We start from the raw sequence: 13,614 nt of genomic DNA on the forward strand, positions 1-13,614 counted from the left end.
CAGGACCGGTGGGACCGGCAGGACCGGTGGAGCCGGTGGGGCTGGTGGGGCTGGTGGGATCGGCGGGACCGGAGTGGGTTCGGGCATGACAGCTCCAGCGCTCGATGAGCGTCTCGATGGGCGCGGATGGGCGTCTGGATGGGCGTCTGGATGGGCGTACGGGGTCGGACGGGGTCAGACGGGGTCAGACGGGGTCAGACGGGGGGTCCCGGCGCGTACCGCTCCCGCAGCTCGGTCTTGCGGACCTTGCCGGTGAGGGTCTTGGGGAGGGCGGGGAGGTGCTCCACCCGGTCCGGCAGGAAGCGGACGTCGTGGCCCGCCTCCGTGACCCGGGCCCGCACCTCCTCCAGCGTCGGTCCCTCCCCGTCACGCGGGACCACGACGGCCACGATCACGTTGCCGCCCGCACCGTCGGCGGGTTCCAGGCCCACGAGCGCGGCCTCGACCGCCTTCGGATGGCTGCCGATCACCGCTTCCAGCTCCGTCATCGGAGCCACCCGCCCGTCCCGCAGGACCGCGTCCCGGGCCCGGCCGATGATGCGGATGCCGCCCCGGCCGTCGTCCCGGGCGAGGTCGCCGGTGTCGAACCAGCCGTCCCCGTCCAGCTCGGCCGCGAACGCCTCGGGGCGCCGGTGGTACCCGAGCGCGAGCGACGCGCCGCGCACCCTGAGCCGGCCGACAGGGCCCTCGGCGCCCGTCGTCCCCGTGCTCCCGTACGCCTGCGACGTATCGATCCGGGTCTCCATGGCGTCGATCGCGCGGCCGTTGCTCACCGCCGCCCAGCCCTCCGGGTCCTCGGGCCGGGTGGTGGTCACGGGGCCGTTCTCCGACATGCCCCACAACGAGTGGGCGCGGGCGCCGAGCGTCCCGCGCACCTCGTCGGCCAGCTCCTTCAGCACCGGTGCCGAGCCGATCACCACGTGCCGCAGCGTGCTCGTGTCCCGCCGCTCGGCCCGCTGGGAGGCGGTCACATCGGCGAGGGTGGCGGGCGGCCCGTACAGCAAGCTCGCGCCGTACCGCTCCACCAGGTCGAGCAGCTCCTCGTTGCGGCGGACGTCCTGGAAGGCGACGGTGCCGCCCAGCATGACCCCGGCCAGGATGCCCTGCGCGAACCCCGAGTAGTGGACGAGCGGCGTGGAGACCGCAGCCACCCAGTCACCTGCGCCTTCGCCCGGGCCGTCGCTGTCGCCCCTGCTGTCGCCCGCCCCGAAGGCGTCGACATACCCGCGTACGGCCGAGTGGACCGTGTTCTGGCTGTGCAGGACGCCCTTGGACAGGCCGGTGGTGCCGGAGGTGAACAGCACCACGAACGGGTCGTCCGCGCCGAGCGCCAGACCGTCCAGCCGGGCGGCGGCTCCCTCCCGCTCCTCCCGCTCCACCGCCACGAAGTGCTCGTGGAAGGGGAGCGCCCCCTCGGGCAGCGGTCCGTCCACCACCAGCACATGCTCCAGCGAGGGGAGTTCGCCCCGGAGGCGGGTGGCGATCTCCGCCAGCGGGGTGCCCGACCACGTGGGGAGGGTGACACACACCCGGGCCCCGGTGAGGCCGAGCCGGTGGCGCAGCTCCTCCTCCGTGCAGATGGGCGAGATCGGGATGATGACCGCGCCGACCCGCGCGGAAGCGAAGATCAGGGGCACCATCTCCCACCGGTTGGGCAGCTGCACGGCCACGAAATCCCCACGCCGGACGCCCAGTTCCAGCAGGGACAGGGCGAACCGGTCGGTCAGCCGGTTCAGTTCGGCGTAGTCGAGGGTGTCGGTGCGGGACTCCGCGACGCGCCGCCCGGCGATCGCCAGTCGGCGCGGGTGCTCCCTGGCCCGGCGGTGCAGGTCGTCGAGGAAGGTCTCGTCCCGCCACCAGCCCCGGCGGCGGTACTCCGCGCCGCGCTGCCCGGCGGCCCCGGTCCGCTCCTCCGGGGCGGACGCCGCGGCGGGGCCGGCCGGCCGGCCCCGCGCCGCCGTGCTCATCAACGCTCCTTCCGGCGGGCCGCGAGCAGCTCGGGCAGCGGGTCGCCCGCCCGCGAGGCCGCGATCTCCAGCAGGTCCCTGGTGTTCCGCCGGACCCGGTCGCCGACCCAGTCGAAGACCCAGGCCTTGCGGGCCTCGGCCGCCAGCTCGAACGGGACGACCCGGGTGACGGCCAGGGCCGCCGAGGCCGCGCCGCCGATATTGGCGATCACGCCCGGGACCAGCCCGGCCCCCGAGGCGGCCACCTTCTCCCTCGCCGCCGCGCCGGAGGCGAGATTGGCGCCCTCCACCACCAGGCCGGCCCGCAGTCGGTGGGCGTTCTCGGCGTTGAGCGCGTACTTCTGCGCTGCCAGGACCAGGAGGTCCGCTTCCACGTCCAGCCAGGCGTCCGGCTCGCCGGAGACCTTCACCTCCTGCGGCAGCCTGCTGCGGTCGATGGCCCCGAACTGATCGGTGACAGCTGTCAGTTCGGCCACCGGCAGCCGGTCCGCGCTGATGGTGCCCCGGATGTCCGCGATGCCCACGACGATGTGCCCCCGGTCCTCCAGGAATCGTGCCACCGCCCGCCCCACCGCGCCGAAGCCCTGCACCACGACCCGGGCGGGTCCGGCGTGGCCGCTCGCCTCCAGGGCGGTGATCGCGGCGACCCCGACTCCGTGACCGGTCGCGTCGATCAGGGGCTCGTAGTACGTACGCCAGTCGATCGGCATGTCCGGTGCTCCGAGCCGGTAGCGGGGGTCGTACCCCGCCTCCTCGAAGAAGACGGCCCGGTCGGCGGGGGTGACGCCCATATCGATGCCGAGGTGGATGCCGCCGTGCAGGAGCGGCTTCACCGTGCGGCCGAAGGTGCGGAAGGCCTCATCGCGGCCGGCGCCGACGGAGTTCGCGTCGTCAGCGACGATGCCCGCCTTGGCGCCGCCGATGCGCAGCCCCGCCAGGGTGAACTTCTCGGTCATGTCCCTGGCCAGGCCCGCGACTTCCTCCTCGGTCACTCCGGTGGTCATCCGCGTGCCGCCCATCGCCAGGCCGTCGACGAGGGTGTCGATGACCACCCATCCCTTGATGTCGCCGCCGCTGCCGTTGAGATGGACGGTGAGGGCCGGGTCCTGCGGTTCTTCCGCTGCTGTGCTCATGGCGAAGTCCTTTTCCTGTCCGAAGAGCTGGGTGTCCGAGCCGGAGGAGGGAGGGGTCCGGGCTGGACGAGGGAGGGGTCCGGGCTGGACGAGGGAGGGGTCCGGGTCGGAGGAGGGAGGAGCCGGCCGAGATCCGGGGGCTCGGTTCACTGGTAGAGCTGGGCGAAGCCCCGCAGGATCTCCAGGCCGTCCTTGCGGAACTCCAGGTGGGCCTGGGCGCCGTGGACACGGCCGTCGTCCGAGCGCAGGAACTCCACCGGCGCGTGCTCGGAGCGGCCGATCGAGCGGTAGCCCGCCGGGGCCTCCTGGAGGTAGAGGGTGTGCCGGTGGAAGACGGTGACCGTCGGCTTCACGTAGGTGAAGAGAGGTTCCTCCGTGTCCACCCGCACCTCGTGGCCGCCGACCCGCTGCGGCCCCTCCGCGAGGCGCCCGCCGGCCGCGACGGCGAGGATCTGCATCCCGCCGCAGATGCCGAGGACCGGGACGTCCGCCGTGGTGACCAGGTCGATCAGGGGCTTGTAGTAGTCGGTGTCGTACGCGCGCACCTTGGTGCCGCTCAGCACGATCGCCCGGAATCGGCCGTCCAACCGGGCCGGTACGGACGAGACGTCCACCGCTTCCGTGTCCGAGCCCAACTCCTCGAAACGGGAGCGGAGTTGCCTGAGGGAGAGGGTGCCGTTGTTGACGACCAGCACGCGGGGCCCGCTCATGCGCTCGCTCCTGTCGTGGGGGTGCGGTCCTTGGTGACGACGGTGCCGGTGGAGCCGTCCAGCAGGCGGGTCACGGCGGCGCTGCCGATGACGACCCGCTCGACGCCGTGCTCCAGGGCCTCGCCGGCGGCTCGCAGCTTCTTGCGCATACCGCCCTTGGCGCCCCTGTCGCGGAAGGCGGCGGCGTCCCGGGCGCCGATCCGGCGCACCGGCTCCCCGTCGATGAGCAGATGGCCGACGTCGGTGACGAGGACCAGGTCCCGTGCGCCGGTGGCCCCGGCGAGGGCGGCGGCGGCGCGGTCGGCGTCGGTGTTGACCTCCTGGCCCGCCGCGTTCCGGGCGAGCGGGGTGACGAGGTAGGCGTGGGCGGGCCGGAGGTTCCTCAGCGGGGCCGGGTCGACCCCGGTGATCGGGCCGACGAGGTTCTCCAGCTCGACGAGGTGCTTCTCCCGCCACCACCACCGCTCGCCCGCTCCCGCGCTGACCAGCCCGTCGCTGCCGAGCAGCCGCTCGGCGGTGATGCCGCGGCTCCCCAGCCGGGCGAGGACGTCCTCGGCCAGCTGGGCGCTGACGGTCTTGATGTCGCCGATCACCTCGGGTGTGGTCCACCGGCTCTGGTTGCCGTACCGGTCGCGCAGGATCGCGGAGGGGTCGCGGTAGCGGGCGTCGAGCTTCCTCAGCGGCTTGGACCAGCCGTGCACGAGGACCAGCGGGTGGTCCCGGCCGTGGCGTGCCAGGTCGTCCCACCAGCCGCCGTCGAGGTCGTCCAGGCAGCTGCCGCCGAGCTTCACGACGGTGGGGGCGGCACGGTCCGCGCTCATGCCGGCATCACCGGCTGCTGCGTCAGCCCGGTCTCCTCGGGCAGGCCGAACCGCAGGTTCGTCACCTGCACCGCCTGGCCCGCCGCGCCCTTGACGAGGTTGTCGAGCGCGGCGAGCACGACGATCCGGCCGCCCTCCTCGTCGAGCAGGACCGTCACGTCCGCGTAGTTGGAGCCGAGGACGGCCTGCGGGTCGGGTACCGGGATCAGCGTCTCGTCGTGCCGCCGCACCCGGACGAAGGGGCGCCCCTTGTAGAAGCGGAGGAAGGCCCGGTTCAGCTCGCGCTGGTCCACCTTCTCGTCGGTGAACACATACGAACTGGTCAGCAGCCCCCGTACGTTGGGGACGCCGTACGCCGACATCGACAGGTTCCCGATGGTGCCGGGCTTGCTCCGCTCCAGGAAGTCGCCGACCTCGGCGGCGTGCCGGTGACCGGTCGGGGAGTACGGGGCGATGGCCCCGGCCCGGAACGGATGCAGGTCGGAGGTGCGCAGCTGGATGCCGCCGCCGCTGGAACCGCTCTTGCCGTCCACCACCACCGTCTTCAGGTCGAGACCGAGGCCGAGAGTGAGCGGGGCCAGGCCCAGGGTGATCGCGGTGGCGTAGCAGCCGGGCAGGGAGATCAGCGCGGCGTCCTTCAGCTGGTCGCCGATCAGCTCCGGTACGCCGTAGACGAAGCGGTCCGCCAGGTCGGTGCGCCGTTTGACCTTGGGATACCAGCGGTCGTGGAGCTCCGGCGTACGGATGCGGAAGGCGCCGCTGAGATCGACGATCGCCGGGACGCGGTCGGCGAGCAGCGAGGACAGCTCGGCCGAGACCGGGGCCGGGGTGGCCAGGTAGAGGACGTCGACCCGGTCGACGACGTCCTCGGTGACCGGCTGCACGGTCAGCCCGTGGCCGAGGCGGAGGCCGGGGTGCAGCTCGGAGGGGCGGCGGCCGATGTGGGAGGAGCCGCCCAGGAAGGTCAGCTCCAGGTCGGGGTGCTGGGTGATGAGACGGATGAGTTCGCCGCCGGCGAGCCCGGAGGCGCCGACGACTCCTGCGCGGATCATGCGAGCAGCTCCTGCACATAGCGGCCGATGGCCGAGGGAATGTCCGCCCCGGTGGCGGAGGCCACGGCGCGGAAGCCGGGTGCGTGGTTGACCTCGTTGACGACGTAGCCGTCGGGGGTGGCGAAGAGGTCGACCCCGTAGATCCCGGGCCCGAGCACATCGACCACACCGTCGACGATCTTCAGGACGTCGGGGTCGTGGGCGATCGCCCGGTTCTTGTTGCCGAGGGCCGCGTTGTTGCGCCAGTCGCTGCCGCCGCTCTCGAACTCGGCGGCCCCGATCAGCTCCCGCCCGACGACCAGGCACCGCACCGAGCTGCCGCCGAGGTACGGCTCCACCACGGAGGCCTGCTCGAAGGCGTGGGCCAGGTCCTCGATGTAGTCGTACACGGAGTGGGCGGTGTCGGCGTGCCGGATGAGCGTGACCCGCTTGCCCATGCCGCCGAAGACGGGTTTGAGGACGAGGGGCAGCGGGAGATCGGCGAGCGCCTTGTCGAAGTCCTTGCGGGAGAGCACGAGCCGGTGGTCCGGGACCGGTATGCCCGACGTCCGGAGCAGGGCGCGCAGCGCTGCCTTGTTCTCGCAGGCGTGGATGGCCCGGGCGGTGTTCAGGGTGGGGACGCCGGCCGCCTCGGCGAGGGTGGCGATCAGCCCGCCGCGGGTGTAGCTGCGGCTGCGGATCAGCAGGGTGTCGTACCCCCTGATCGCCGGGGCGTCCGGGTGGCCGAGGGAGAGGGACTCGTCGTTGACCCAGTCGAGGCGGAGGCCGAAGGCCGGGGCCGCCCCGATGAGCAGGCGTTCCTCCCAGGCGACGCGGTCCGCGATGAGCGCGACGGGGCGGAGGGCGCCCATCTCACTGACCCCAGTCGCGCAGTTGCACCTCGACCATCTCCAGCGTCAGCCGGCCGTCCTGGACGGCCTCGACGCGGAGGGTCAGGACGCACTCGGGGCAGGAGAGGGTCTCGCCCAGGGTGACCGGGGGGACGGTCAGGTCGGTCTCGCACTCGGGGCATACGCCGGTCAGGGTGGCGGTGGGCATCGTGAACTCCGTAGACAGGGGGATGGGTTACGCGGGGACGGGGCGGAAGTCGACGGCGGCCTTGCGGATCGCGTCCCGGTCCAGCAGCGGGCGGCCGTCCCGCTCCTGCCGCCCGGCCAGCCAGGAGGTGAAGGCGTCCACGTCGACGTCCGGTCCCGAATCGGCCAGGGCCCAGCGGACCAGAGCGGTGGTGAGACGGGAGCGGACGCGCAACTCACGTGTGTTGCCGACCAGTTCGGCGGGCAGCGTCTCGTAGGCGCCCGGGTGGTTCAGTTGGCCCGGCAGCTCGTACGCGAAGGCGTGCGGGGTGGTCGGCCCGGACTGGAAGGCGTCCCCGAGGCCGGCGCCGCGCAGGGCGATCCGGGACAGCTCGGTGAGGTGGCTCAGGTCGAAGCGGGTGTCGCCGTGGAGGACCCGCAGCGAGGTGAGGAGTTCGGCCAGCGGGGCGTTGCCGCCGCGCTCGCCGATGCCGCCGACGGTCGCGGAGATCCACTGGGCGCCCGCCCGAACGGCGGCCAGGGAGTTGGCGACGGCCATGCCCAGCATGTTGTGCGAGTGGATCTCGATCTCGGAGCCGTCGATCGCGGTGATGTCCGCGATCACCGTCTCCATCTGCCAGGGGGAGAGGTACGCGACCGTCTCCGCGAGCCGGAACCGGTCCGCCCCCGCCGCGAACCCCGCCTCCACATAGGGGACCAGTCGCTCCCGGGGCGTACGGGCGCCGTCCTCACCGCTGAACGTGACGTGGAAGCCGCGCTCCTTGGCCTGCTGGATCGCCGAACGGGCCAGCGACTGGAGGAACTTCGGGCTTGCCGAGTCGAGCTTGAGCCGCGCGTGCTGCTCGGAGGTGGGGATGGAGTACATGATGTGCCGCACGCCCAGGCGCCCGGCCTCGTCCAGCGCACGGGCGACCTGCCGCCGGTCGCGTACGACGACGAGCGTCATGCTGCGCTCGGGGGTGATGGCCTCGTGGGTGGCGAGGACGAGGTCGGCGTCCTGGGAGTCCGGGCCGGAGACCATGCCCACCTCGACGAGCTCGACGCCCGTGCGCACCAGCAGGCCCGCGATGGCCGCGGCGTCCGCGGGGCTGAATTCCACCCCCGCCATGTGTGCGGAGTCCCGCAGTGTCGCATCCGATATGCGGGGCGGCTTTTCCCGTTCTTCCGGCCCTTCTCCTTCTGCTGCCATGTCCTTTGCTCCTCTTGCCCCGAAAAAGGGGTCTGGATGTGCTGGGCGAGGACCGCAGATCGCGGTCTCGCATTCGATGCTTCGTATCCTTCGGCGCCTGGCTGAAAAGAGCAATATCTGTTGTGTCAGGGCTGTGTTGCGGAGTGTCAAGGAGTGTCAAGGAATGTCAGGAAGGAAAAACAGTGCAAGGGTGGTGTGTGAACGTGCCAAATAACGGACGGATGATGCTCCTTGTCGTGACACCCGCCCTACGGTGCGTCCATGGACCTCTTCTCACTGCCCCGGCTCGGGGTCGTCGTGCCGCCGGAGAACCCCACGGCCGAACCCGAGTTCAACCATCTGCTCGGCGCCGGAACGAATGTGTTCGCCACCCGTTTCCCGGTGACTCCGGGGGCCGGGCTCAGGGCGATGCTGGAGACGTACAACGAGGTGCTCCCCGACCTGCTCGGCAGCTTCGGTGCACTGCGACTGGACGCCACCGTGGTCGCGTGCAGCGCGTCGCACTACCTGCTCGGCCCGGAGGGCGACCGGGCCTTCTGCGCCGAGCTGTCGGAGCGCGCCGGCTCTCCCGTGCAGTCCTCCACCCAGGCGATCCTCGCCGCCTGCGAGGCGCTCGGGGCGGACCGGCTGACGCTCGTCTCCCCGTACGAGCCGTGGCTCACCGACACCTCCCGCGGCTTCTGGGAGCGGGCCGGTCTCACGGTCGACGGGGTGGTGCTCGTCCCGGCCCAGGAGACCGCGGGGCCGGGCGGGTACGGGCACTTCGACCCGTACGCGGTGACGACCGAGGCGATCCTGCGGCGGATACGGGAGCGGGAACTGCCCGCCGGCACGGCCCTGCTGTTCACGGGCACGGGCATGGGGACGCTCGCCGCCCTCACCGAGCTGGCCCGGCGGGACCCGCACCGCACCCTGCTGACGTCGAACCTGGCGTCGGCCTGGTGGGCGCGGCGGGCGGTGGGGGCGACGGGCGAGGCGCACCACCCGCTGCTCCGACGGCTGGAGGGCGCGGCGGTGTGACGGTGCGGGCCCGGAGGCGCGCGGGCGGGGGCGCGCACCGGGGGCGGACCCCGGGGCGGTGCGCGGGCTCCGGTGCGGGGCGCGGGCTCCGGTCAGCCGGCGGACGTCTCCGGCATCCGCCAGGCGTGCCCCATGCGGTAGCCGACGCCCCGGACCGTGATGATCCAGCCGCTGGAGCCGAGCTTCGCCCGGAGACTGCTCACATGCGTGTCGATCGTGCGGCTGGTGTGCCCCCAGTCGCTCCCCCAGACCCGGGCCATCAGCTCCTTGCGCGTCACGACCGTCTCAGGAGTGGCGGCCAGGGTGTACAGCAGCTCGAATTCCTTCGACGTGACGCCGACGGGCCGGTGGTGCAACCGCACTTCCCGCAGATGCGGATCGATATGGAGATGGCGCAGGGAAATGGCGGCCGGAAGGGTCCCCCGGGGCTGGGTGCGGCGCAGTACCGCCTCGATACGGGCCGCGATTTCCCGGAACCCCCAGGATTTCACCACGCAGTCGTCCGCGCCCGCGTGCAGAACGAGGACCCGTTCCATTTCCGCGTCGGCTTCGGTGACCGCGATCAGCGCTGTGTCCCCGCCGTTGCGCAGGGTCCGGCATAACTCCAGACCGTCGATATCGGGCAGTTCCAGGGAGAACAGCACCAGGTCCGCCTCGCCGTACGCCCGCAGGGCCCGCTCCCCGGTCGGGACGCCGCGCGCGGTGAACCCCTGCCGCCGCAGATCCCCGACCACGGCCGCCGCGGCCGAGACGTCCGGCTCTACCACGAGCACCTGTCTCATGCGCTCCGTCTCCCGCCTGGCCCGCACGTCAGTCGGGGGCGCCGGCGAGCGCGGCGGCCGGGACGCGGGGCGGCGGCGGCACGCCCGGCGGCGCGGTGGCCGCTCCGGGAGCGCGGGACAGGCGCTGGTGGACATAGGCGGCCGAGGCCATGGTCATGTGATGGTGCCAGCCGGGGAAGGACCGGCCCTCGAAGTCGAGGACGCCGAACCGCTGACGGAGCACGGCCACGGCCGAGAGCGCCGAGGAGTGGCTGCGCGCCAGCCGCAGGACCTCCTCCACCCGGTGGCCGGTCAGCGTGGTGAGCCAGTAGCGGGACGGCTGCCGGCCGTCCGGGTCGGGTCTCTCCAGGACGCGGTACGTGCGGGCACCCACGGTGTCGCCGGGCGCGGGCCGGGGGGCGGTCACCGTGCCCGCGTACGTGTGGACCGGTACGGCCCGCACCCGGCCGTCGGGGGCCTGCCGGAGCAGGACATGGGTCTGCCGGGCGTGCCGCACCTCCATCAGCCCGCTGACGGTGGTCACGGCGGGCGCGTGCTGCCCGGTGAGCAGCACCGGATGGTCCGGCGCGACCTCGCACACCACATCGGCCCGTTGCCGGGCCAGCCCCGCGAGGACCCCGGCCGCTTCGGGGCAGCGGGTCAGGTCCAGCACCCAGGGAACGCGCGGCAACAGGGGATGCGCCGCCACCTCGGCGGCGTAGCCGGTGACATGGCCGGCGGGGGTGCGCCCGGCCTCGGAGTCGGGTATGCGCGCACGGCGCCTGCGCTCCCGGTCCGAGTCCCATGTGCCGTCGAGCAGGAGGCTCCAGCCCACCGGGTAGCTCTGGGCGCCCGAGGAGAGGAAGAAGACCAGCGCACGCTGGCAGTTGACGGTACGGCCGGTGACGGTGTCCAGACGCCGGTGCACGCCCACCGAGTGCTCGCCGCGCTTGGGGATGATGAGCTCGGCGACGGTCCAGGCGGACGGCGTCGTCCGCGCGGCGACCAGGGCGGTGAGCCGGCGGCGTACCGGAGTCCAGTCCCACGGGCTGGCGTTGATGAACTGGTGGAGACCGTGTGTGGCGGCCGAGGGCAGGGGCTTCGCCAGCGCCATGCGACGGGGGGTCTTCTTGCCCGATGCGTGGATCAGGGCCCACAGATACGCCTGGGCCCAACGGCGCTGCTCCGGCCGCTGGAACGCCCGGAAGATCTCGTCCAGGAACGTCTGCATGCGCGCGCCGTCGCCCGGCATCGCCGCGCGTACCTCACTTGACGACATGTAACGCTACGCCCCCTCGATACTCGTCACCGCTCGCCCCCGAGTGGCTACTTGGCATATCAGTACGAGGTGAAAGTACCGCCCGGGGCGGGATTTGCCCGGGTCGGCCGTCTATTTTGCAAGTTCGCCGTCTGACCTGCGCAAACGTGCTTGGACGGGACGGAGGCGGGCGGTGCGTGCGAGGGGATTACCCGGTTTTACCCGTGGTGGAGCGGTGCGCCGGATCGGCCTGGCGAAGTGTCAACAAATCATGAACATGCCCCCGGCACGGTGCTGTGTGCTCTGTGCTCTGTGCTCTGTGCGGAGTCCGTGTCCCGGTGACAGGGACCGCGACCGGAGAGCCGCCGCCGGTGCTCCGGGACCGGCCGGTGGGGTGGGACCGCCGGAGGACGGGGGACGGGTGGCCTCCGGCGGTCGGTCGTCAGGCCGCCGGGCCCGCCCCGCCGGCCGGGGCCGTCGCCTTCTCGGCCGGGGCCTTCGCGGCGGGGGCCCCGGCCGACGGTGCCTCCTCGGCTGCCGGCCGCCGGGCGGGGAAGCCCGCCCGGCGGGCGTAGAGCACGACCGCGATCACCGGCAGGAGGAGCAGCAGGACCGTCCAGGGGAAGGACTCGCTGCCCAGGGTGTCGAGCAGGATGCCGCCGACGATGCCGCCGCCCGCCATCGCCACGTTCCAGAGCGTCACGAGCATCGCCTGTGCCGCGTCGGCGGAATCGCCGCCCGCGTCGCCCACGGCGGTCTGCAGCAGGGTGGGCACACCGCCCCAGCCCAGCCCCCACAGCACCGCGGCGACGTAGACGAGGGCGGTGGTGTCGGAGAGGACGGCCAGGATCAGCGAGGCGACGGCGACCAGCAGGGCGCCGCCGACGGTGAGGCCGCGCAGCCGGCGGTTGATCTGCGCGCCGACGATCCAGATGCTCGCCAGCGAGGCGGCGCCGAAGACCAGCAGGATCAGGCCGGTGGAGTCGCCCAGGCCCAGGTCGTCGAGGTACGTGGCGATGTACGCGTACAGGATGGTGTGCGCCAGCACGAAGACCAGCGTGACGAAGAGGACCGGGGAGACCCCCGGGATCTTCAGGGTCGGCAGCAGCTTCGGCCGCTCGCCGCGCGCCTGGCCCGGGAAGTCCGGCACGGCCGCGAAGATCCACACCAGGAGCGCGGCGGTGAGTGCCGTCATCGACAGGAACGCCACACGCCAGCCGAGCCAGTCGCCGAGGAACGTACCGGCGGGAACGCCGAGGGAGAGCGCGACGGGGACACCGGCCATGGCGACGGCCATCGCCTTGCCCTGGAGGTGCGCGGGGGCCATGCGGCGGGCGTACCCGGCGAGCAGGGCCCAGGCGAGACCGGCCGCGACACCCGCGACGAACCGGGCCACCATCGTCAGCTCGTAGACGGACGACACGGCCGTCACGGTGTTGGCGAGGGCGAATCCGCCCATGGCCGTGAGCAGCAGCTTCTTGCGCCGCCAGCCCGCGGTGGCGGCGGTGAGCGGGATCGCGGTCAGGGCGGTGCCGATCGCGTAGACGGTGACCGTCTGCCCGGTCGCGGACTCGCTCACCCCCAGGTCCTGGCTCATCGCGGGCAGCAGACCGGCCGGGAGGGTCTCGGTGAGGCTGGTGATGAAGACGGCGGTGGCGAGGGCCAGCAGCGCGAAGAGCGGAAGCTTCTGCTGGTGGTCGCCCGCGTTCGTCGGGTCCGGTGCCGCAGCGGCTGCGGGCGCCGAGTCGGGTGCGGTGCTCATGGGATGTGCTCCTGGTTTCCGGATGGGTGGTGGGGTGTGAGACGCGGGAACGGAAGAGGGGAGAGGGGAGAGGGGGGAAGGGGAGAGTGGGAGGGGAGAGCCGAGGTGGCGAGCGGGACGGCCGGAGGTCCCGGGGCGGCCGGTTCACGGACCGCGGTTCACGGCCGGCCGGTTCACGGACCGCGGTTCGGGGGAAGCCGGTTCACGGGCGGCCGAGGCCGCCGTCGACGGGTAGCCGGGCCCCCGTGGTGAACGTCGCCTCCGTGGCCAGGAAGAGCGCGGCGCGCGCCACCTCCTCGGCGGCGCCGAGACGCCCCAGCGGCGGCAGGCGTACGGCGCCGGAGCCCGGCGCCTCGATACAGCCCGGCGCCACCGCGTTGACGCGGATACCCCGCGAGACGAGTTCGGCGGCGAACGCCCGCACGGCGTCGGGGCACGGGGTGGGCGCGGTCAGCACGATCGAGCCGCCGTCCCCGAGGTGCGGCAGCAGGGGGCGCGCGGTGGGGATCGCGTCGGCGAAGAGAAGATCGACGCCGCCTGCGGGGAAGCCGGTGGAGCCGTCCCCCGCGAGGGCGTCCGCCACGGCCGAGGGCGCGACGACGCGGCCGGCGGAGCCGAGTTCGGCGATCGCGTGCGCGCGCTCCTCGTAGGTGCGGGCGGTCAGCAGAACCGCCGCCCCGCCCTCCACGAGGCGCTTGGCGATGGCCAGGCCGATGCCCGTTGCCTCACCGGCGACCAGGGCTTTCCTTCGCGCGTACTTGGTCATGGTTGCCGCTCCCTCCAGGGGCGCCCGTTCCTCGCCGGTGGAGTGGTGCCACCGGCGGCATGACTCTGCGCCCGGGCACTTCGGGAAACCTTCGGGAAACCTTCGGGAAACCTTCGGGCGGCCGACGGCCGGGACGCC

At 72.9% G+C, this 13,614-nt stretch carries 13 protein-coding genes; 1 reads left to right on the forward strand and 12 read right to left on the reverse strand.

All coding sequences use genetic code 11. The annotated features are described in order from the left end of the window. Positions 1-194: 194 nt before the first annotated feature. The 8 genes from ACZ60Q_RS09015 to ACZ60Q_RS09050 form a co-directional block, all read right to left on the reverse strand. Complete coding sequence (locus tag ACZ60Q_RS09015; RefSeq protein WP_469630473.1) at positions 195-1,967, reverse strand: AMP-binding protein; 1,773 nt, start codon at positions 1,965-1,967, stop codon at positions 195-197. Continuing rightward, a complete protein-coding gene (locus ACZ60Q_RS09020) occupies positions 1,967-3,100 on the reverse strand; it encodes a Glu/Leu/Phe/Val dehydrogenase dimerization domain-containing protein (RefSeq protein ID WP_469630476.1) in 1,134 nt (377 codons plus the stop codon). Before ACZ60Q_RS09020 ends, ACZ60Q_RS09015 begins: the two co-directional genes overlap by 1 nt. A gap of 146 nt (positions 3,101-3,246) precedes the next feature. Then, entirely contained in the window at positions 3,247-3,810 is a 564-nt protein-coding gene (locus tag ACZ60Q_RS09025) for a type 1 glutamine amidotransferase (protein WP_469630479.1), read from the reverse strand. Further along, complete coding sequence (locus ACZ60Q_RS09030; protein ID WP_469630481.1) at positions 3,807-4,631, reverse strand: amino acid kinase family protein; 825 nt, start codon at positions 4,629-4,631, stop codon at positions 3,807-3,809. Before ACZ60Q_RS09030 ends, ACZ60Q_RS09025 begins: the two co-directional genes overlap by 4 nt. Then, positions 4,628-5,683, reverse strand: coding sequence for an N-acetyl-gamma-glutamyl-phosphate reductase (gene argC, locus ACZ60Q_RS09035; protein ID WP_469630484.1), 1,056 nt, complete (start codon positions 5,681-5,683; stop codon positions 4,628-4,630). The genes ACZ60Q_RS09030 and argC overlap by 4 nt, the downstream gene beginning before the upstream one ends. Continuing rightward, positions 5,680-6,534, reverse strand: a complete 855-nt coding sequence (locus ACZ60Q_RS09040) for an ATP-grasp domain-containing protein (protein ID WP_469630487.1) — start codon at positions 6,532-6,534, stop codon at positions 5,680-5,682. Before ACZ60Q_RS09040 ends, argC begins: the two co-directional genes overlap by 4 nt. Before the next feature lies 1 nt (position 6,535). Beyond that, positions 6,536-6,721 carry a lysine biosynthesis protein LysW gene (locus ACZ60Q_RS09045; protein WP_469630490.1) on the reverse strand — a complete coding sequence of 62 codons (186 nt, stop codon included), beginning with the start codon at positions 6,719-6,721 and terminating at the stop codon, positions 6,536-6,538. Between the two features lie 27 nt (positions 6,722-6,748). Further along, on the reverse strand, positions 6,749-7,909 hold the full coding sequence (locus ACZ60Q_RS09050) for an isopropylmalate synthase (protein ID WP_469630492.1): 1,161 nt from the start codon (positions 7,907-7,909) through the stop codon (positions 6,749-6,751). Positions 7,910-8,170: 261 nt separating this feature from the next. Here ACZ60Q_RS09050 and ACZ60Q_RS09055 point away from each other — a divergent pair, with 261 nt between their 5' ends. Next, positions 8,171-8,929: a maleate cis-trans isomerase family protein gene (locus ACZ60Q_RS09055; protein ID WP_469630495.1), complete on the forward strand. Its 759-nt coding sequence runs from the start codon at positions 8,171-8,173 to the stop codon at positions 8,927-8,929. A 92-nt stretch (positions 8,930-9,021) separates the two neighbouring features. On the opposite strand, the gene ACZ60Q_RS09060 is transcribed toward ACZ60Q_RS09055, so the two are convergent. The 4 genes from ACZ60Q_RS09060 to ACZ60Q_RS09075 all read right to left on the reverse strand — a co-directional run bounded on the left by ACZ60Q_RS09060 (position 9,022) and on the right by ACZ60Q_RS09075 (position 13,476). Beyond that, positions 9,022-9,711 carry a response regulator transcription factor gene (locus tag ACZ60Q_RS09060; RefSeq protein WP_469630498.1) on the reverse strand — a complete coding sequence of 230 codons (690 nt, stop codon included), beginning with the start codon at positions 9,709-9,711 and terminating at the stop codon, positions 9,022-9,024. A 28-nt stretch (positions 9,712-9,739) separates the two neighbouring features. Continuing rightward, positions 9,740-10,969 (reverse strand): IS701 family transposase, encoded by a 1,230-nt coding sequence (locus ACZ60Q_RS09065; RefSeq protein WP_469630501.1) that lies wholly within the window; start codon positions 10,967-10,969, stop codon positions 9,740-9,742. A 421-nt stretch (positions 10,970-11,390) separates the two neighbouring features. Continuing rightward, positions 11,391-12,710 carry an MFS transporter gene (locus ACZ60Q_RS09070; RefSeq protein ID WP_469630504.1) on the reverse strand — a complete coding sequence of 440 codons (1,320 nt, stop codon included), beginning with the start codon at positions 12,708-12,710 and terminating at the stop codon, positions 11,391-11,393. Between the two features lie 202 nt (positions 12,711-12,912). Beyond that, complete coding sequence (locus ACZ60Q_RS09075; RefSeq protein ID WP_469630506.1) at positions 12,913-13,476, reverse strand: SDR family oxidoreductase; 564 nt, start codon at positions 13,474-13,476, stop codon at positions 12,913-12,915. Positions 13,477-13,614 lie beyond the last annotated feature (138 nt).

Source organism: Streptomyces sp. NPDC104313 (assembly GCF_055583985.1).

Coding starts and splice junctions, on each gene's coding strand:
- ACZ60Q_RS09015 (WP_469630473.1), bottom strand. CDS start 1,967: ATGAGCACGGCGGCGCGGGGCCGGCCGGCCGGCCCCGCCGCGGCGTCC.
- ACZ60Q_RS09020 (WP_469630476.1), bottom strand. CDS start 3,100: ATGAGCACAGCAGCGGAAGAACCGCAGGACCCGGCCCTCACCGTCCAT.
- ACZ60Q_RS09025 (WP_469630479.1), bottom strand. CDS start 3,810: ATGAGCGGGCCCCGCGTGCTGGTCGTCAACAACGGCACCCTCTCCCTC.
- ACZ60Q_RS09030 (WP_469630481.1), bottom strand. CDS start 4,631: ATGAGCGCGGACCGTGCCGCCCCCACCGTCGTGAAGCTCGGCGGCAGC.
- argC (WP_469630484.1), bottom strand. CDS start 5,683: ATGATCCGCGCAGGAGTCGTCGGCGCCTCCGGGCTCGCCGGCGGCGAA.
- ACZ60Q_RS09040 (WP_469630487.1), bottom strand. CDS start 6,534: ATGGGCGCCCTCCGCCCCGTCGCGCTCATCGCGGACCGCGTCGCCTGG.
- ACZ60Q_RS09045 (WP_469630490.1), bottom strand. CDS start 6,721: ATGCCCACCGCCACCCTGACCGGCGTATGCCCCGAGTGCGAGACCGAC.
- ACZ60Q_RS09050 (WP_469630492.1), bottom strand. CDS start 7,909: ATGGCAGCAGAAGGAGAAGGGCCGGAAGAACGGGAAAAGCCGCCCCGC.
- ACZ60Q_RS09055 (WP_469630495.1), top strand. CDS start 8,171: ATGGACCTCTTCTCACTGCCCCGGCTCGGGGTCGTCGTGCCGCCGGAG.
- ACZ60Q_RS09060 (WP_469630498.1), bottom strand. CDS start 9,711: ATGAGACAGGTGCTCGTGGTAGAGCCGGACGTCTCGGCCGCGGCGGCC.
- ACZ60Q_RS09065 (WP_469630501.1), bottom strand. CDS start 10,969: ATGTCGTCAAGTGAGGTACGCGCGGCGATGCCGGGCGACGGCGCGCGC.
- ACZ60Q_RS09070 (WP_469630504.1), bottom strand. CDS start 12,710: ATGAGCACCGCACCCGACTCGGCGCCCGCAGCCGCTGCGGCACCGGAC.
- ACZ60Q_RS09075 (WP_469630506.1), bottom strand. CDS start 13,476: ATGACCAAGTACGCGCGAAGGAAAGCCCTGGTCGCCGGTGAGGCAACG.